This is a genomic window from Nocardiopsis changdeensis (genome assembly GCF_018316655.1).
In the GTDB taxonomy this organism is placed as follows: Bacteria; Actinomycetota; Actinomycetes; order Streptosporangiales; family Streptosporangiaceae; genus Nocardiopsis; species Nocardiopsis changdeensis.
The window spans coordinates 5224818-5242839 of record NZ_CP074133.1; the positions used below are offsets into that span (position 1 = coordinate 5224818).

An 18022-nucleotide genomic window follows, 5' to 3' on the forward strand; every position below is an offset into this window, starting at 1 on the left:
CGCAGGCCGTGGGCGCGCTCTCGAATTTCTCTCCGCGTCGGCCGGGATATGGGACAACGACCGATATTCGTGTTCGGAGGGGCCGCGGCGGTCCACGGGGGCGCCCGCCCCGGGGGTACCACATGCGTCACCTCAGCCCCACCGGGCTCCACTCGGAACCGGAAGATGCTTCGTGGCAAGGCTTCTCGCGCTCCGCGAGCACGGAACCCGATTCCTCGCATAATTGGACATCGGTCATATAAGTGCCACTAACCCCAAGGTGGTCGCAACCTGCCCCGGAGACCACGACAAGGGCGTACGTCCCGCTGTTTTTTACGACCGGTGTCCCCGACTCGGTTAACAACCGAGCCAACGATGAATAGAATCCTCCTGTCGGCCACACTTCCCCACCTCAGACAAGAGGACGGCGATGTCGCGATTCACCTCCCCCGATTTCCTGAGGCAGGCGGGGACCCGTCAGGAGCACGCCAATCCCCCACCCGCCGTCGACCTCACCCGGCCGAGCCTGGCCCGGTTGCACTCCTTCCACCTCAAGGGCAAGGACCACTTCGAGGTGGACCGCGACCTCGCGGTCGCCGCCGAGCAGGCCGCCCCGGGCTTCCAGGACCTGGTCCTGGGCGAGCGGGCGTTCCTCCAGCGCGCGGCGCGCCACCTCCACGAGGATGCGGGCATCGACCAGTTCGTGCAGTTCGGCGCCGGACTGCCCGCCCCCGGGGACCCGCACGAGATCCTCCCGCGGGCCCGGGTCGTGTACGCCACCGACGACCTCATGGTGCTGGCCCACCACCGGGCGCTGGTCCGCGAGGACCGCGCCGCCGCCGTGGAGGGGGGCCCGACCCGCCCGGCCGACCTGTTCGCCGACCCCGTCCTGCGCGACCTCATCGACCTGGACCGCCCGGTGGGCGTGCTCATGGCGGGCGCCCTCTCGCACGTGGCCGACGTCGACACCCCGGGCGCGCACATGGCCGCCCTGCGCGGGCTGCTGCCCGCCGGCAGCCACCTGGTGTTCAGCCACTACCACCGGCCGGACGCGGCGGTCTTCCCCAAGGACGCCAACCGGGCCGAGCAGCTCCAGAACGTCTTCCGCCGCCACCTCAACTCCGGCTACTGGCGCACGCGCGAGGAGATCCTCGGCCTGCTCGACGGCTGGGAGATCCTCAGCCCCGGCCTGCTGGAGGTGCAGCGCTGGCGGACCCTGCCGGTGGCCCCGCCCGTCCCGGGCAGCTACCAGATGCCCCAGCGCAACCGCCGCCTGCTCTACGGCGCCGCCGCCCGCGTCTGAGCCGCCGGGCCGCACCCGCGGCTCGGCCTGCACCTCTCCGACGGCCGCCGCACGACAGCGCCGTCACGCCGTCCGACACACGCGAAAGGGCCCCTCTCACCCGAGAGGGGCCCTTCGTCATGGCTCCCGCGATTGGACTCGAACCAATAACCTGCCGGTTAACAGCCGGCTGCTCTGCCAATTGAGCTACGCGGGATCGCGTGTCGGGAACAGCCTAGCGCCCCCGCCGAGGGAGGCGCCAACGGTTTTCCCCTGCTCCCGCGATTGGACTCGAACCAATAACCTGCCGGTTAACAGCCGGCTGCTCTGCCAATTGAGCTACGCGGGATCGCGTTCACCAGGGGCCCTGCGGGCCGTGGCGACACCAATAGACTAGCGCCCTTCCGGAGTACTCGTGACCGGTGTCGGCCCGTGTGGGCGCCACCACGACAGGGTAACGTGCGAGACACGGAACACCACGACCGTCTCCGAGGCCTGAAGAGGGTACCCATGCGCTACCGGATCACTTTCGTCGCCGGACTCGCCATCGGCTACGTCCTGGGCGCCAAGGCCGGCAGGGCCCGTTACGAACAGATCGTCCGCACCGCCCGCAAGGCGGCCGACAGCCCCGTCGTCCAGGAGGTCGCCGGACTGGTCGGCGCCCAGGTGAGCAGTGCGGGCCGCACCGTGTACGACAAGACCGTCGCCAAGATGCCGATCACCTCGGTACGCGACTTCCTCGCCCGGCCCACCGAGGAGGAGATCGACCTCATCGAGTGGGAGACCGTCAACGGGGAGCCCCCGAGGCGCAACGGCGCCAACGGCCACAACGGCTCCGCGGAGCACTAGATGGGCCTGCTGGGCCGGGGCGTCCCGGCCGCCGTGCGCTCCCGGCTGGAGCGGGGCGAGCGCGTGCTCGCGCACGCTCCCGTCTCCACCGGGGGCGGCGCGGTGCTGGCGGCCACCACCCGCGCCCTGCACCTGCCCGACGGCCGCACCGTGCCGTGGCAGGACATCGACCGGGCCCGCTGGTCGCGCGAGGAGTTCTCCTTCGTCGAGGAGGGCAGCGGCGAGCACACCGTCGCCCTGCGCGACGCGGTGGACTACCGGTCGCTGGCCGAGGCGGTCTCCGAGCGGGTCACCGCCACCATCCTGGTGAACCGGTTCGTCCCCTTCCCCCGCCCCGACTCCACCACGGGCTTCCGCCTGGTGGCCCGGCGCAGCCCCGGCGGCAGCGACGCCTCCTGGCGCATCCACCTGGGCGAGGGCCTGGACGAGAAGGACCCCCGCCTGCCGGACGCGGTCTCCCGCGCCCTGGACCTCCTGCACGACCAGATGGGCGTCTAGGACCCGCTCATCGGACGCCCCGCTCCGCCGGGCAAGGCGGCCGGGCTGCGGCCGCAGGACGTCCGTCGGGGGCAGTGGCGGGCGACGCTCGGGCCGCAGGGCAGCGGAGGTTCTCAGAACACCGTCTAGATCGTTGATGGGAAATCCCTGAACCCGCTGCGCGCATGGCGAAGGGCGTCGAGGATCAGAGTGTGACCAATGACCTTGACGCCCTTCTGACAGCACTCTACGTCCATCTCGACGACCATGTGCTCCCTTCGGCGAACCAGCGCCGCGGCCCGGGCCGCCCCCGAAAGCTCACCGACGCCGAACTCGTCTGTGTCGCCCTGGCCCAGGTCCTGCTCAGGTGTGACTCCGAACGCCACTGGATGCGGGCGGCACCGGCCCGGATCGGGCACCTGTTCCCCCGCCTGCCCGGCCAGTCCGAGTACAACCGCCACCTGCGCGATGCGGCCCCGGTCCTGCTCAAGGCCGCGATGTGGCTGGCCCGCTCCGTCCCGACCTGGTGGGAGAACCTGCGGTTGATGGACGGCACCCCGGTGCGGTGCGGGGCCTCTCGCGTGACGGTGGACCGCTCCGGCCCGGGCGAGGTGGCCGGGTACGGGCGGGACGTGTCCCACCACGCCTTCTACTGGGGTGCCAAGCTCGTGCTCATCACCACCGCGGAGGGGTCGGTGTGCGCGTTCTCCCTGGCCCACCCCAAGGAGTTGGACGAACGCAAACAGGCACTGCACCTGCTGCACGTCCGACCGTGCGCTCCGGGGCCGGCGGTGATCGTGTGCGACAAGGGCTTCGCCGGGGTCGGTATCGAGACGGCGGCCGCCGGGTTGGGGTTTGCCCTGGTGCGTCCGGCGCTCAAGGGCGAATCCGTCGAGGGCCGGTTCCCGGGCTGGTTGCGTCAGAGGATCGAGGCCGTCATCTGGACGTTGAAGAACCAGCTCGGCCTGGAGCGCCACCAGGCTCGCACCAGTGAGGGGCTGTGGGCGCGGGTGTGCCAGCGCATCTGCGCGCTCAACGCCGCGATCTGGCACAACTGGCTGGTGGGTGCCCCGGTCAAGCGGTCGTTGATCGCCTACGACCACTGACCAGGACACATTTCCCCATCAACGATCTAGGGCCGGTCCCCGCGCGCGTCCAGGCCGCGGGCGAGGAGCTCGGCCAGGTGCAGCGGGCGGCGCCCGGCGCCCTGGAGGATCTGGGTGCGGCAGCTGTAGCCGTCGGCGAGGACGAGGGTGTCGGCGCCGGCCGCGCGCACGCGGGGCAGCAGCTCGCGCTCGCCGATGGCGGCCGAGACCTCGTAGTGGCCCTCGGTGAACCCGAAGTCCCCCGCCAGCCCGCAGCAGCCCGCGTCCAGCACCTCCCCGTCCACGCCCGCCCGGGCGATCAGCTCGCGGTCGGCGTCGAAGCCCAGCACCGCGTGCTGGTGGCAGTGCACCTGGGCCAGGGCGGCCGCCGGGATCCGCGGCGGGCGCCAGTCCGGGGCGTGCTCGGCGAGGAAGCCGGCCAGGGTGTGCACCGCCGCGGCCACCCGCTCGCTCTCCGGGCCGGGCACCAGCTCCACCAGGTCGTGGCGCAGCGCCGCGGTGCAGCTGGGTTCGAGCCCCACCACCGGCAGCCCCTCCTCCACCAGCGGCCCCAGCGCGCGCAGGGCGCGGCGCATCACGGCGCGGGCCGTGCCGAGCTGTCCGGTGGACACCCAGGTCAGCCCGCAGCACACCGGCCCCCGCGGCAGGACCACGGTGAACCCGGCGTCCTCCAGCACCCGGACCGCCGCCGCCGGGATCCCCGGGTCCATGTGCTCACCGAAGGTGTCGGGCCACAGCACCACGCGCGGCCCGCCGGTGCGCGCCCGCCCGCGGGCGGCGCGGCGCCGGAACGCCCGGGTGAACGTGGTGCGCGCGAACCCCGGCAGGTCGCGTTCGGCCGCCACCCCCGCCAGCCGCTTGGCCAGCCGGGAGACCCCCGACAGCCGCAGCGCCCGGTCCAGCTCGGCCGGGGCCAGCGCCGCCAGCCGGGCCCAGACCGGCAGCCACCCCATCGAGTAGTGCGCCGCCGGGCGCACCCGCCCCCGGTAGTGGCGGTCCAGGAACTCCGCCTTGTAGGCGGCCATGTCCACGTTGACCGGGCAGTCGCTCAGGCAGCCCTTGCAGGACAGGCACAGGTCCAGGCTCTCGCGCACCTCCTCGGAGGCCCAGCCGTCGGTGACCACCTCCCCCACCGCCATCTCGAACAGCAGGTGGGCCCGGCCCCGGGTGGAGTGCCGCTCCTCCCGGGTGACCTGGTAGCTGGGGCACATGACCCCCGGGCCGTCGTGCCTGCGGCACTTGCCCACCCCCGAGCAGCGCCGCAGCGCCCGCGCCGGGTCGCCGCGGTCGTCCCGGTAGGCCAGCGTCGCCTCGTCGAGCAGGGGCAGCGGGCGCGCCGCCAGCCGGACGTCGGCGTCCACCGGGGCCGGGTCGACGATCACCCCGGGGTTCATCACCCCGGCCGGGTCGAAGAGCCGCTTGAAGTCGGCGAAGGCCCGCAGCAGCCCCGGCGGGTACATGCGGGCGAGCAGGCCCGAGCGGGCCCGGCCGTCGCCGTGCTCGCCCGACAGCGAGCCGCCGTGCGCCACGACCAGGTCGGCGGCCTCCTCCAGGAACCCCCGGTAGGCGGTGCGGCCCTCCTCCGTGGTGAGCTCGAAGTCGATGCGCACGTGCAGGCAGCCGTCGCCGAAGTGCCCGTAGACCACCCCGTACCGGCCGTGCCGCTCCATGAGGGCGTCGAAGTCGCGCAGGTACCCGGCCAGGTTCTCCGGGGGCACGGCCGCGTCCTCCCAGCCCGACCAGGCGTCCTCCCCGGCGGGCGTGCGCTGGGTGAGCCCGGCCCCCTCCTCCCGGATCCGCCACAGGGCGCGCTGATGGGCCGGGTCGGACACCACGAGGGAATCGGCCGGGCGGGTGGCGACGGGCAGCGCGGCGAGCATGTCCCGGGCGGCCCGCCCGGCGTCCTCGGGGTCGGCCCCCGCGACCTCCACCAGCAGCCAGGCGCCGCCCTCGGGCAGGGCCACCCGGGTGGTGCCGGGCCGCCCGTCCAGGACGTCGACCATCCGGCGGTTGATGCCCTCGACGGTGAGCGGGGCGTGCCCGAGCAGGTCGGGGACGGCGTCGGCGGCGGCCGGGGCGTCGGGGTAGCCCAGCACGGCCAGCGCCCGGGCCCGGGGCGCCTCCACCAGCCGGACGGTGGCGCGCAGCACGAAGACACAGGTGCCCTCGGTTCCGACCAGGGCGGCGGCGACGTTGCGCCCCTTCTCCGGCAGCAGCCGGTCCAGCGAGTAGCCCGAGACCCGGCGGCGGAACGCGGGCATGGCGGTGCGCAGCTCGGCCCGGTGCTCCTCGGCGAGGCGGGCCAGCCCCCGGTACACCTCGCCCTCCCGGCCGGGACGGCGGGCCAGCTCCTCGAACTCCCCGGCGCCGTGCCGGGAGCCGACGGTCATCCGGGTGCCGTCGGGGAGCAGCACCTCCAGGGAGACGATGTTGTCGGCCGTGGTGCCCCAGGCCACCGAGTGGGAGCCGCAGGAGTTGTTGCCGACCATCCCGCCGACGGTGCAGCGGCTGTGCGTGGCGGGGTCGGGTGCGAAGGTCAGGCCGTACCCGGCGGTGGCCGCCCGCAGCTCGTCCAGGACCACCCCCGGCTGGACGGTGGCCGTGCGGGCGACCGGGTCGATGTCCTCGATGGCGGTGAGGTGGCGTGAGGTGTCGACGACCACGCCCGGGCCGATGGCGTTGCCCGCGATGGAGGTGCCGCCGCCGCGCGGGGTGACGGGCACGCCGTGGGCGGCGCAGACCCGGACGGCCGCCGCGCAGTCCTCGACCGTGGCGGGCAGCACCACCCCCAGCGGGACCACCCGGTAGTTGGAGGCGTCGGAGGTGTACAGGGCGCGGGTGCCGGGGTCGAAGGCGACGGTCCCCCGGACGGCCTCCTCCAGGTCCCGGCGCAGGGACTCGGTGTCGGCGGACGGGGCGGGCTGCGGGGTCTGCTGCGGGTCGGCCATGGCGCCAGGGTGGCCCCCCGACCGCACGGGGCGCAACCGCGCCGCGCGCTCAGCGCAGGGCCTCGTCCATGGCGCGCACGAGGTCGCCGGTCGGGTCCATGTCCAGGTTCCACACCATGAGGCCGCCCAGGCCGCGGCCCAGCACGTAGTCCCCCTTGATCGCGATGACGGCCGGGTCGTCGTAGGCCCACCACTGGTCGCCCGCCCGCACCGCGAAGGCGCCCGCCTCCTCGTCCAGGTACCGCTCCCCCTCCAGCTCCTCCAGCTCGGAGAACGCCATGGTCGGGCCGTCGTAGGCGTCGTCGGCCGGCCGGGCCGGGAGGCCCAGCCCGTCGCCGGAGCCCTCCACGCCCTGCCAGCCGCGGCCGAAGGCGGGGATGCCCAGCACCAGCTTCTCCGGCGGCGCCCCCAGGTCGACGAACCGGGTCACCGCGGCGTCGGCGCTGTTGGCGTCGGGGTCCGCCGCGGGCGGGTAGAGGTTGGAGTGGTAGGCGGTGACCTCGCTCCAGGGGCCGGAGAAGTCGTAGCCCTGCACGGTGGCGAAGTCCAGGTGGTCGAAGATCTCCGGGTCGTAGGCCCCGGCCTGGTCCGGGGCGCCCGACAGCGACGCCGACAGGGTGTACTCGCGGCCGGTCTCCTCCGACAGGGCGTCGAGCTGGCGGCGGAACTCGGCGACCAGCAGCGTGAAGTTGGCGGCGTCGCCGGGGTCCTCGACGTTGTGCGGGTTGCCGGCGCCGCCCGGCCACTCCCAGTCCAGGTCGATGCCGTCGAAGATCCCCGCGGCCGCCCCCTCCCCGCCCTGGGGCTCGCCCCCGCGCACCGGCAGGTTCCCCCGCAGCCACAGGTCCACGCAGGAGGACACGAACGCCCGGCGGGACTCCTCGGTGCGGGCGGCGGTGGAGAAGTGCCGCGACCAGTTCCAGCCGCCCAGGGACAGGCTGGCCCGCAGGTCGGGGTACTCGCCCTGGAGCAGGCGCAGCTGGTACAGGCTCCCGGCCAGTTCCTGCTCGTACTCGTCGGCCTCGCCGCTCACGCTCTCGCGCGCGGAGTAGCGGCGCTGGTACAGCTCCCAGGACTGCTCGTGGCCGCCGGGGACGTGGCACAGGCCGTCCTCGGAGATGTCGCCGAAGGCCCACATGAGGCGGTCCAGGCGGGCGGGGGCCCCGCTGTCGGCCAGGTTCCCGACGGTGAAGTCGCGGTTGGCCACGTTCCAGTCCGCGAAGTAGCCGATGCGCAGGGGCCGGTTGCCGTTGGCGATGACGAAGACCCCCGTGATCAGGAGCGCGGCCGCGAGGGCCGCGCCCAGGGCGAGCAGGCGCCGCCGGCCCGGGCGGGCGTTCCGGCGCCGGTGGCTCCGTGGCGGTGTGGCTTTCACCCTTCCGACCGTAGGGGCACCGGGTCACGAAACCCGCCGGTTCGGCCCGCATCGGCCACATCAGGCCGCGCGGGCGCCCGCGGGAACCCCTCCCCGCCCCCGGCCGTTGTAGGCCCGGGCGCCCGGCGGGACCCGGGGAGCGCGCTACAGGAAGTCCCGCAGGGTGCCGGCCCGGGAGGGGTGGCGGAGCTTGGCCAGGGTCTTGGCCTCGATCTGGCGGATCCGCTCGCGGGTCACCCCGAACTCGCGGCCGACCTCCTCCAGCGTGTGCGGGTGGCCGTCGGCCATGCCGAAGCGCAGGCGCAGGATGCGCTGTTCGCGGTCGGACAGCCCGGCCAGGATCTCGGTCAGGTGCTGCTGGAGCAGCGTGAAGGCGGCGGCCTCCACCGGGACGACGGCGTCGGAGTCCTCGATGAAGTCGCCGAAGTCGGCCTCCTCGTCGCCGATCGGCGCCTGGAGGGAGACGGGTTCGCGGGCGATCCGCTGGATCTCCAGGACCCTCTCGCCGCCGAACCCGGCGGCGTGGGAGATCTCCTGGATATTGGGCTCGCGGCCCAACTGCTGGTGCAGCTGGTGCTGCACCCGGACGAGTTTGTTGATGGTCTCGACCATGTGCACCGGAATACGGATCGTGCGCGCCTGGTCGGCGATCGCGCGGGTGATCGCCTGGCGAATCCACCAGGTGGCGTAGGTGGAGAATTTGAAGCCTTTGGTGTAATCGAACTTCTCCACCGCGCGAATCAGTCCGAGGTTGCCCTCCTGGATGAGGTCGAGGAAAAGCAGACCCCGCCCCATATAACGTTTGGCGATCGACACCACCAGCCGGAGATTTGCCTCTATGAGTGCTCGCTTGGCCTTTTTGCCCGCTTCTATGATCGCGTCGAGTTCGTCCCCCGTGCGCACTCCTTCGACCGGTTCGCACCGTTGCGCGTACAGGCCGGCCTCGACCGCCTTGGCCAGCTCCACCTCCTCCTCGGCGGAGAGCAGCGGGACCCGGCCGATCTCGCGCAGGTAGAGCCGTACCAGATCCGACCCCGAGCGCCGTCCCGGGTCGGGGACGAGGGGCGTCTCCTCGCCGTCGGACACCTCCACCCCGGCCCGGGCCAGCAGGGCGACCGCCTCGTCCAGGGAGTCGGGGGGCGCGTCCAGGCGTTCCAGGACCGACGCGACCTCGCCGCGGCTGACCGTTCCCCGGCCCGCGTCGGGGAGCAGCCGCACCACCTGACGAATGGGCGGAATTTCATTGGTCACAACCGTGGGAGCCACCACACCATTGTGCACGTCCGCCCGCCGCCGACGGGAGGAGCATTATTGTCACCTTCGTGCTACATGCCCCCGGCGAGCTCCTCCTGAAGGGCGCGTTTGTGCTGTTGGAGGGCCATGAGCTCGGTCAGCAGCCGCTGCTGTTCCCCGGCGTCCCCGGAGCCGCCCAGACGCGACAACTCCGACTGGAGGTTTGACTCGCGGCGATTGATGGAATGAGTCCTGACTGTGCCCAGAATTTGCCGGGCGGAATGCTCGTCGAGTTCTCCGTACAACTCGAGTTGTTCCACCGCCAAACGGGTCACGAAATCGCGCTGCGCCTCCGTGGGGGCCGCCTCGCGCAGCCGCGCCGCCCAGGACGCGGGGTCCCCCGCCGCGGCCACCCCGCCCTGCCCGGCGATGAGCGCCAGCATCGCCCGGTGCTGGGGGACGGTGAAGTCCTCGGCGGTGAAGGAGTCGAACCCGGCGGCCAGGCCGGGGAACTGCACGGCCACCTTCAGCGCCAGGCGCTCCCGCTGCAGGGACGGGTCGCCCAGGTCGTAGGGCGCCTCCCGGGCGTCGGGGGTGGGCACCGGGCCCGCGGCGGGGGCCGGCGCGGACCGGGCGCCCCGGGCCGTGGCCCGGCGGATGTGCTGGTTGACCCGGTTGAGCACGAAGGCCTCGTCCAGGGTGCCCAGCCAGCGGTCCAGGTTCTTGCCGTAGAACCGGCGCACCCCGTGGTCGCGGATGCTCGCCACCACGGGGGCGGCGGCGTCCAGGGCGGCGATGCGCCCCTCGGGGGCGGAGAGGTCGTACTCCTCGATGACCTTGCGGATCATGAACTCGTACAGCGGCAGCGGGTGGTCGACCAGGTCGACCACCGCCTGGTCGCCGTGGTGCAGGCGCAGGTCGCAGGGGTCCAGGCCGTCGGGCTGGACGGCCACGAACGTCTCGGAGGCGAACCCGTGCTCCTCGGCGAAGGCGCGCACCGCGGCCTTCTGCCCGGCGGCGTCGCCGTCGAAGGTGAACACGACCTTCCCGCCCTGGTTGCTGCGGCCCAACAGCATCCGGCGCAGGATCTTCAGGTGGTCCTCGCCGAACGCGGTGCCGCAGGTGGCCACGGCGGTGGTCACCCCGGCCAGGTGGCAGGCCATGACGTCGGTGTAGCCCTCGACGATGACGGCCTGGTTGCGCGCGGAGATGTCCCGCTTGGCCAGGTCCAGCCCGTACAGCAGGCGGCTCTTGTGGAAGACGGGGCTCTCGGGGGAGTTGAGGTACTTGGGCCCGTCCTCGGCGGGGTCGAGCTTGCGGGCGCCGAACCCGACCACCTCGCCGGTCACCTCCCGCACCGGCCACAGCAGTCGGTTGCGGAACCGGTCGTAGGCGCCGCGCCGCCCCTGGGCGGCCAGCCCCCCGGAGATCAGCTCGGCGTCGGTGAACCCCTTGCGGCGCAGGTGCGAGGTGAGGTTCTCCCACCCGGCGGGCGCGTACCCGAGCCCGAAGTGCTCGGCGTGCGCCCGGTTGAACCCGCGCTCGCTCAGGAAGCGGCGGGCCTCCACCGCCCCGGGCGAGAGCAGCTGCTCGGCGTAGAACTCCGCCGCGGCCCGGTGCGCGTCCAGCAGCCGCTGCCGCTTGCCCTCGTCCCGCCGCGTCGAGCGCCCCCCGCTCTCCTCGTACCGCAGCGTCACGCCGATCTGCCGGGCCAGCGACTCGACCGCCTCCGCGAAGGCCAGCCCCTCGATCTTCTGCACGAACGAGATCGCGTCCCCGCCCTCCCCACAGCCGAAGCAGTAGTACAAATTTTTGGAGGGGGTGACGTTGAAGGAGGGGGACTTCTCGTCGTGGAAGGGGCACAGGCCCTTCAGCGAGCCGCCGCCCGCGTTGCGGAGCTGGAGGTACTCGCCGATCACGTCCGCGATGGGGGTGCGCTCGCGCACCAGGGCGATGTCTTCGTCTTTGATCCGGCCTGCCACGCCTCCCAGGGTAGTTCTCACCCGGGACGGTCCGGTCGGCGGTCCGCGGTCGGGGCTTCCCGTGGAGGCCACCCCGCGTCCACCTCACCGTGGGGTGGGGGACGACTGCGGCGGGCATGATGGGCAACCCCCTTTTCTCCACGTACCAGGAGGAACCGCACGGTGAGCCCCATCCCCCTCCCCTCCGGCCGGCGCGCACGGCTGCTGCTCGGGGCGGCGAGCGCGGTCGTGGTGGCCCTGGTCGTCGCCATCGGAGCGGTGCTGGTCGACCGGTTCGCCGGCGGCACCACCGTGGTCGAGGGCGTCGTCGGGTCCGAGAAGGTCGACTTCTTCCGCGACGAGGAGGTCGTGGCCCGGCTGGCCGAGCTGGGCTACGAGGTGCGGGTGCGCCCGCGCGGCTCGCGCCTGATGGCCCAGGACACCGAGGGCTCCGACTTCGTCTCCCCCGGCTCGGACACCGCCGCCGACCACATTCGCCGCCTGCACGGCGTCTCCACCGAGCACCGGCTGTTCAGCACGCCGATGGTGCTGCTCTCCTACGAGCCGCTCGCGGAGGCGCTGCGCGAGGCCGGGGTCGCCCGCAGGTCCGAGGAGGACGGCACCTGGTCGTTCGACGTGGCCGCCTACCTGGAGCTGACCGGCGAGCGCACCCGCTGGCGGGACCTGCCCGGGGACTCGGTGGGCTCGGAGAACCGCAACGAGGTGCTGGTGCGCACCACCGACCCGCGCACCTCGAACTCGGCGGGCATGTACGCCGCGGTGATCTCCTACCTGCTCAACGGCGAGGAGGTGGTCCCGCCCGGCGGCCCGGACCCGGGGATCACCTCCCGCCTGTCCGACCTGTTCCTGGCCCAGGGCCAGCCGCCGGAGTCGTCCCAGCAGCCCTTCGAGCAGTTCCGGGACCTGGGCCCGGGGCACACCCCGCTGCTGTGGGCCTACGAGGCGCAGTACGTGCACGCCATGGTGAGCGGCCCCGCCCTGCCCGGGGACGCGGTGCTGATGTACCCCGAGCCCACCGTGTTCTCGGTGCACGCCCTGGTCCCGCTGACCGACGCGGGCGACGAGGTGGGCGCGCTGCTGGCCGAGGACCCCGAGCTGCGGGCGCTGGCGACCCGGCACGGGTTCCGCGCCGAGGGCGGCGACGCGTTCGCGGACCTGGTGGCCGAGCACGGCCTGCCGGTGCGCACCCGGGTCGACGACGTGGTCAACACCCCGACCTACGAGGCCCTGGAGGCTCTGCTGAGCGGGATCGAGGACGCGTACGAGGACAGCGGCATGGGTCCGCCCGCTCCCGAGGAGCGGCGCCCGGCCGCGGGTCCGGCCCGGGAGGAGGGCGAATGAGGCGCGCTGTGTCCGCCGCGGCCCTGGCGGTGGCGGTGGCGGCCTCCGGCTGCACCGCGTCCGGTTCCGGCGGCGAGGACGCGACCCTGCGCATTCTGGCGGGCAGCGAGCTGGCCGACATGGAGCCGCTGCTGGAGGAGACCGCCGAGCGGACGGGGGTGACGGTGGCGATGGAGTACACCGGGACCCTGGACGGGCTCGCCCGGGTCGCCGCGGGCGAGGCCGAGGAGTTCGACGCGGTGTGGTTCGCCTCCAACCGGTACCTGCACCTGTACGACGGCGGCCGCGACCGGGTGCGCGAGGAGACGCCGGTCATGCTCTCCCCCGTCGTGCTGGGGGTGCGGGAGCCGCGCGCCGACGACCTGGGGTGGTCCGAGGGGGCCGAGGTGACCTGGTCCGACGTGAACGGGGCGGTGCGCGACGCGGAGTTCACGTACGGGATGACCAACCCGGGCGCCTCGAACTCGGGTTTCTCCGCGCTGATCGGGGTGGCGTCGGCGCTGGCCGACAGCGGCAGCGCGCTGACCGCCGAGGACGTGGAGCGGGTGGGCCCGGACCTGGCCGGGTTCTTCAAGGGCCAAGAGCTGACGGCGGGCTCATCGGGCTGGCTGGCGCAGGCGTTCACCGAGCGGGCCGACGACGAGCGGCCGGTGGACGCGCTCATCAACTACGAGTCGGTGCTGCTGTCGCTGAACCGGGACGGCGCGGACCTGCGCCTGGTCTACCCGGCCGACGGGGTCATCACCGCCGACTACCCGCTGACCCTGCTGGCCGGTCCCGACGAGGAGGCCGAGCAGGGGTACGGGCGGCTGGTGGAGGACCTGCTGTCGGAGGAGGTGCAGGCCGACATCGCGGAGCGGACGCTGCGCCGCCCGGTGGTGTCCGGTGTTTCGGGGGCGGACCTGCCGTCCCTGGTGGAGCTGCCGTTCCCCGCCCACCGCGAGGTGGTGGACGGGCTGGTCGCGGACTACTTCAGCGATCTGCGCCGGCCGGCGCGCACGGTGTACGTGCTGGACGTGTCGGGGTCGATGAAGGGCGACCGGCTGGAGGAGCTGAAGGAGGCGCTGGGTTCGCTGACCGGGACCGGCGGGGGGTCGCTGGAGCAGCGGGTGCAGGCGTTCCAGGAGCGCGAGGAGATCACGCTGCTGCCCTACTCCACCGAGCCGCACGAGCCGCGGACGTTCGTGGTGGAGCCCGGCAGGCTGGACGAGTCGCTGGGCGAGGTGGCGGACGCGATCGGGGGGCTGGAGGCGCTGGGCGACACCGCGACCTACGACGCGGTGCTGGCGGCCTACGGGCTCGTCGAGCGGGCCCCCGAGGACGACCACCTGACGTCGATCGTGCTGATGACCGACGGCGAGGTCAACTGGGGCATGGGGCCGACGCCGTTCGCCCGGGGGCTGGAGGAGCTGTCGCCGGAGGCGGCGCGGGTGCCGGTGTTCACGGTGCTGTTCGGCGAGGCGGGCGAGGACGAGATGGCGGACCTGGCCGAGCAGACCGGGGGCCGGGTGTTCGACGCGCGCGAGCAGAGCCTGGAAGAGGTGTTCCGGGAGATCCGCGGCTACCAGTGACCGGTGCTGGCCCGCGGGCGCAGGGTCGCGGCGGGTGCCTGTACGTCGGGGGCGCCGCGGCCCTCCAGCCGTTCCAGCAGAAGGCGGGCGGCCCGCTCCCCGACCGTCCGGGCCGCGGTGTCGGCGGTGGTGAGGGAGGGGACGAGGTGGGCCGCCTCGGGGCGGTCGCCGATCCCGGCGACGTGGACGCGGCCGGGGACCGCCGGGCCGGTGTCGGCGAAGGCCCGCAGCACGCCGAGGGCGAGGGTGTCGTCGGCGGCCAGCACTGCGGTGACGTCTTCTCCCGAGGCCCGGCGGGCGGTGATGAGGCGTCCGGCGGCACGGCCCGCGGCGGGCCCGGTGCCGCCGGGGACCGGGACGGGGACGGCGGCCCCGGCCTCGGCCAGGGCGGCGCGCCAGCCCGCCTCGCGTTCGGCGGAGCTGTGGGAGCCGGGGATCCCGGCGACGTGGTGCACGGTGCGGTGGCCCAGGCCGAGCAGGTGCCGGGTGAGGGCGCGGGCGGCGCCGCGGTGGTCGGGGGCCACGGCGGGCCCCAGGGGGGTGGCGGGGCCGTCGACGACGACGGTGGGCGGCGGGTCGGCGAGGGCGCCCAGGAGGTCGAGCAGGGCCGGGGGCGGGGCGACGGCCAGGCACCCGTCGACGACCCGGTCCAGGAGCCGTTCCGCGGCGGCGGGGTCGTCGGGGGGCACCGCGGTGACGAGGAGGGTGCGTCCGGCGGCGCGCACGGCCGCCTCGATCCCGGCGAGCAGCAGGTCGGTGTCGGGGCCGGGGGCGAGGAGGGCGCCGATGAGGCCGCTGCGCCGGGTGACCAGGGCGCGGGCGGTGGCGTTGGGCCGGTAGCCCAGGCGGGCGATGGCGGCGCGGACCCGTTCGGCGGTCTCGGGGCGTACGCCGGGGTGCCCGTTGACCACGCGTGAGACGGTCTGGTGCGAGACGCCGGCCAGGCGCGCGACGTCGATCATGCCGGGGGTGCCGCTCCGTGCGGGCAATGGGGGGTGCGCCCTCTCCGGTCGCCGCTTCGTCGGGGCGTCCGGCGCCGGGTGCGCCCGCGGGGGCGCGCGGGGCGCGGGCGGCCGCGACCTGTTCGTGCAGAGCAGTGTGCGCGGCTCCCGGCGGGCGCGTCAAGGGGGCCTGCGGCCGGGTCCCGGGGGCCCGGTCAGGAGGTCAGGCGTTCGTGCAGGGCGATGGCGGAGGTGTCGGTGAGCGAGGCGACCTGGTCGATGACGGCGCGCAGGGCGGCGGCGTCGTCGGGGGCGTGGGTGAAGGCGTCGCGGAACTGCGGGTCCAGGGCCTGGGGCGCGTTCTTCCACAGGGCGTCGACGAGTTCGGTGATGAGCAGGCGTTCGCGGGCCTGGTAGGCCAGGGCCTCCTCGCGGGCCATGACGAAGTGGGCGGCCACGGCCTTGAGCAGGGCGCATTCCAGGAGGGCCCGGCGGGGCACGATGAGGGTGGCGCCGTAGCGGGTGAGGCGGCCGGGGCCGTGCGCCTCGCGGGTGGCCTGTTCGGCGGCCCGGCAGAACCGGCCGATGAGTTCGCTGGTGAGGTTCTTGAGCCCGGCCAGGGAGGCGAGGTCGCCGGTGAACTCGGTGGGCCAGACGGGGGCGGCGAGCAGGTCGGCGTAGACCTCGTCGAGTTCGGCGGGGTCGGCGGTGTCGCAGTAGCGGTCGGCGGCGATGCGAACGACCTCGGCCCGTTCGGCGGGGCTGCGCAGGGCGGCCATGGAGACCAGTCCGGCGTGCAGGGCGTCCTCGACGTCGTGGACGGAGTAGGCGACGTCGTCGGACCAGTCCATCACCTGGGCCTCGAAGCAGGTGCGCCCGGCGGGGGCGCCCTCGCGCAGCCAGGCGAAGGCGTCGGCGTCGTCGGGGTAGCAGTTGAACTTGTGGGTGTCGCCGCCCCCGCCGCGGTGCCAGGGGTACTTGACGGTGGCGTCGAGGGTGGCTCGGGTGAGGTTGAGCCCGGCGCTGGTGCCGTCGGGGTCGATGACCTTGCCCTCCAGGCGCACGAGCAGGCGCAGGCTCTGGGCGTTGCCCTCGAACCCGCCGCAGTCGGCGGCGGCCTCGTCCAGGGCGCGCTCCCCGTTGTGGCCGAAGGGCGGGTGGCCCAGGTCGTGGGAGAGGCAGGCGGCCTCGACGAGGTCGGGGTCGCAGCCCAGGGAGTTGCCGAGTTCGCGGCCGATCTGGGCGCACTCCAGGGAGTGGGTGAGGCGGGTGCGCGGGAAGTCGCTCACCCCGGGCCGGACCACCTGGGTCTTGGCGGCCAGGCGGCGCAGCGCGGAGCTGTGCAGGACCCGGGCCCGGTCGCGCTCGAAGGGGCCGCGGGCCCGGTTCTTGCGGTTCTCCGGGGTACGTCTCCGGATGTCGCGGCCGGTGTAGCCGGCGACGGCGCCCTCGGCGCCCGAGGTGGTGTGCATAGGTCTGCGAGCCTACTTCCCGACAGGGACGGAACGCGTCATCGGCCCTGTTCAGGCCGCGTTGACGCGGATGTCGCTGCTGTCGTTGAAGATCCAGTAGTACCAGAGGGAGGCGGTCTCCCTGGTGATGTACCAGAGCTGGGTGCGCCGTTCGATGACGGCGGGTCCCGAGCGCGAGGGCGAGGTCCCCGACTCGATGCCGTGGTCGGAGGCCATCACCTTGGAGCGCAGGCTGTGCCAGGGGTCGGAGACCAGGGTGGCCTCGTCCCAGCCGTTGTCGGAGAAGACGGCGGAGACGGCCCGGACGCTCTGGAGGGTGTCGCTGCCCTCCTCCACGGCGATGATCCGGTCGGCGGGGATGCCGACCTCGACGAGCCAGTTGCGGCCGGCGGCGGCCTCGGTGTAGTTGTCGCCGGGCTGTTTGCCGCCGACGGTGACGATCATGGGGGCCACGCCCTCGAGGTAGAGGACCTGGGCGTGGCGCAGGCGGGCCTCGAAGACGGGCGAGGGGACGCCGTTGTACTGGCTGGCACCGAGGACGACGATGGCGTCGGTGGCGGCGCGGTCGTCCTGGCGGGCGGTGTACCAGACCCAGCCCCAGGTGGCGGGGGGCAGGGCCAGGGCGGTGAGCAGGAGCGCGGTGACGATCCAGCGCAGGCGCAGGCGGCGCCTCCTCCGGGGGCGCGGGGTGGGGCCCGGGCGGCGTCCCCGGCGCGGGGGCCGTGCCGTGCCGGGCGGTTCGGGCGGCCCGGCGTCGCGGGCGGGCGGCGGGGTGTCCGGGCGGAGGGCGCCGCGGCCCCGGGCCGGTCGCGGACGAAGCGCCGGGTGAAGCCCCGGGGCCCGTCGGGCGCGTCGGCCCCGGCGGGGTCCGCGGGGTCCGCGGGGTCCGGGGCGTCGTCCGCGGCCGGGACGCCGCGGGTGAACTCGCGGGTGGTGGAGGACCGCGGGGCCCGGGAGAACTCCCGGGTGTCCGAGACGTCCGCCGCGGGGGCGGATCCGCGGGCGGCGAAGGGGTCGGAGCCGGTCCCGCGGGAGAACACGGCGGTGGCGTCGGCGTCGCCCGGCCCGTCCGGGCCGCCGGGGCCGGACACGGCGACGGGCTCGTCCAGGGGGGCGGCCGGTCCGGCCGCCGGGGCGGAGGGGCCCGTCACGGAGGCGGGCAGGTCGGCCCGGGACATGACCCGGGTCGCATCGTCATCGGGCGCGGCGGAGGACGGGGCGGGTTCCTCCCACGTCTCGTCACCGCGTCCGTCGTTCGCCGTTCGCACCGGCGTACCTCCGCACTCGTTCTTCTGGCCGGGGTCGATCACCCTTCTGGGACGGCTCGCGGGCACCGCCGGTTCTCGGCGGAGGGGTCCCGGGCAGCCCGGACGGGGGTGTGGAGGGAAGGGTGAGGAGATCACACCGGCGATCAAGAATGTATCACGAAAGGGTCACGGAAGCTCTTCGTGGCCGTATCCGCCCCG

The 18022-nt window shown here is 74.0% G+C and carries 13 protein-coding genes and 2 tRNA genes; 6 read left to right on the forward strand and 9 right to left on the reverse strand.

Translation table 11 applies throughout. The features are described from left to right. The first annotated feature begins 409 nt into the window (after positions 1-409). Complete coding sequence (locus tag KGD84_RS23760; protein ID WP_220562596.1) at positions 410-1282, forward strand: SAM-dependent methyltransferase; 873 nt, start codon at positions 410-412, stop codon at positions 1280-1282. A gap of 120 nt (positions 1283-1402) precedes the next feature. Here the strand turns inward: KGD84_RS23760 and KGD84_RS23765 are convergent. Together KGD84_RS23765 and KGD84_RS23770 are read right to left on the reverse strand one after the other, a co-directional pair. Next, positions 1403-1478, reverse strand: a tRNA-Asn gene (locus tag KGD84_RS23765). Positions 1479-1537: 59 nt separating this feature from the next. Next, positions 1538-1610 (reverse strand) — tRNA-Asn (locus tag KGD84_RS23770). A gap of 161 nt (positions 1611-1771) precedes the next feature. Here KGD84_RS23770 and KGD84_RS23775 point away from each other — a divergent pair. The 3 genes from KGD84_RS23775 (at position 1772) to KGD84_RS23785 (ending at position 3693) form a co-directional block, all read left to right on the forward strand. Then, entirely contained in the window at positions 1772-2110 is a 339-nt protein-coding gene (locus tag KGD84_RS23775) for a hypothetical protein (RefSeq protein ID WP_220562597.1), read from the forward strand. Beyond that, positions 2111-2608: a hypothetical protein gene (locus tag KGD84_RS23780; protein ID WP_220562598.1), complete on the forward strand. Its 498-nt coding sequence runs from the start codon at positions 2111-2113 to the stop codon at positions 2606-2608. Positions 2609-2799: 191 nt separating this feature from the next. Beyond that, complete coding sequence (locus tag KGD84_RS23785; protein ID WP_220562599.1) at positions 2800-3693, forward strand: transposase; 894 nt, start codon at positions 2800-2802, stop codon at positions 3691-3693. Positions 3694-3719: 26 nt separating this feature from the next. Here the strand turns inward: KGD84_RS23785 and KGD84_RS23790 are convergent, their stop codons facing one another. The 4 genes from KGD84_RS23790 to dnaG form a co-directional block, all read right to left on the reverse strand. Further along, positions 3720-6641, reverse strand: a complete 2922-nt coding sequence (locus KGD84_RS23790; protein ID WP_220562600.1) for an FAD-binding and (Fe-S)-binding domain-containing protein — start codon at positions 6639-6641, stop codon at positions 3720-3722. A gap of 49 nt (positions 6642-6690) precedes the next feature. Then, on the reverse strand, positions 6691-8016 hold the full coding sequence (locus tag KGD84_RS23795) for a glycoside hydrolase family 18 protein (protein WP_220562601.1): 1326 nt from the start codon (positions 8014-8016) through the stop codon (positions 6691-6693). 144 nt (positions 8017-8160) lie between these two features. After that, complete coding sequence (gene rpoD / locus KGD84_RS23800) at positions 8161-9237, reverse strand: RNA polymerase sigma factor RpoD (RefSeq protein ID WP_220565278.1); 1077 nt, start codon at positions 9235-9237, stop codon at positions 8161-8163. A gap of 104 nt (positions 9238-9341) precedes the next feature. Continuing rightward, entirely contained in the window at positions 9342-11231 is a 1890-nt protein-coding gene (gene dnaG / locus KGD84_RS23805) for a DNA primase (RefSeq protein ID WP_220562602.1), read from the reverse strand. A 162-nt stretch (positions 11232-11393) separates the two neighbouring features. Here dnaG and KGD84_RS23810 point away from each other — a divergent pair, with 162 nt between their 5' ends. Together KGD84_RS23810 and KGD84_RS23815 are read left to right on the forward strand one after the other, a co-directional pair. Continuing rightward, positions 11394-12572: a hypothetical protein gene (locus tag KGD84_RS23810; RefSeq protein ID WP_220562603.1), complete on the forward strand. Its 1179-nt coding sequence runs from the start codon at positions 11394-11396 to the stop codon at positions 12570-12572. Then, positions 12569-14143 (forward strand): VWA domain-containing protein, encoded by a 1575-nt coding sequence (locus KGD84_RS23815; protein WP_220562604.1) that lies wholly within the window; start codon positions 12569-12571, stop codon positions 14141-14143. Before KGD84_RS23810 ends, KGD84_RS23815 begins: the two co-directional genes overlap by 4 nt. On the opposite strand, the gene KGD84_RS23820 is transcribed toward KGD84_RS23815, so the two are convergent. From KGD84_RS23820 to KGD84_RS33720, 3 genes are all read right to left on the reverse strand, one after another. After that, positions 14134-15105, reverse strand: a complete 972-nt coding sequence (locus KGD84_RS23820; RefSeq protein WP_220562605.1) for a LacI family DNA-binding transcriptional regulator — start codon at positions 15103-15105, stop codon at positions 14134-14136. The two genes, KGD84_RS23815 and KGD84_RS23820, sit on opposite strands and share 10 nt — an antisense overlap. Positions 15106-15299: 194 nt before the next feature. Further along, a complete protein-coding gene (locus tag KGD84_RS23825; protein WP_220562606.1) occupies positions 15300-16556 on the reverse strand; it encodes a deoxyguanosinetriphosphate triphosphohydrolase in 1257 nt (418 codons plus the stop codon). Between the two features lie 51 nt (positions 16557-16607). After that, entirely contained in the window at positions 16608-17552 is a 945-nt protein-coding gene (locus KGD84_RS33720) for a YdcF family protein (protein ID WP_338151220.1), read from the reverse strand. Between the last annotated feature and the right edge of the window lie 470 nt (positions 17553-18022).

Excerpts from the sequence above, each read along its gene's own strand:
- KGD84_RS23760 (WP_220562596.1), top strand. The coding sequence starts at position 410 with ATGTCGCGATTCACCTCCCCCGATTTCCTGAGGCAGGCGGGGACCCGT.
- KGD84_RS23775 (WP_220562597.1), top strand. The coding sequence starts at position 1,772 with ATGCGCTACCGGATCACTTTCGTCGCCGGACTCGCCATCGGCTACGTC.
- KGD84_RS23780 (WP_220562598.1), top strand. The coding sequence starts at position 2,111 with ATGGGCCTGCTGGGCCGGGGCGTCCCGGCCGCCGTGCGCTCCCGGCTG.
- KGD84_RS23790 (WP_220562600.1), bottom strand. The coding sequence starts at position 6,641 with ATGGCCGACCCGCAGCAGACCCCGCAGCCCGCCCCGTCCGCCGACACC.
- KGD84_RS23815 (WP_220562604.1), top strand. The coding sequence starts at position 12,569 with ATGAGGCGCGCTGTGTCCGCCGCGGCCCTGGCGGTGGCGGTGGCGGCC.
- KGD84_RS23820 (WP_220562605.1), bottom strand. The coding sequence starts at position 15,105 with ATGATCGACGTCGCGCGCCTGGCCGGCGTCTCGCACCAGACCGTCTCA.
- KGD84_RS23825 (WP_220562606.1), bottom strand. The coding sequence starts at position 16,556 with ATGCACACCACCTCGGGCGCCGAGGGCGCCGTCGCCGGCTACACCGGC.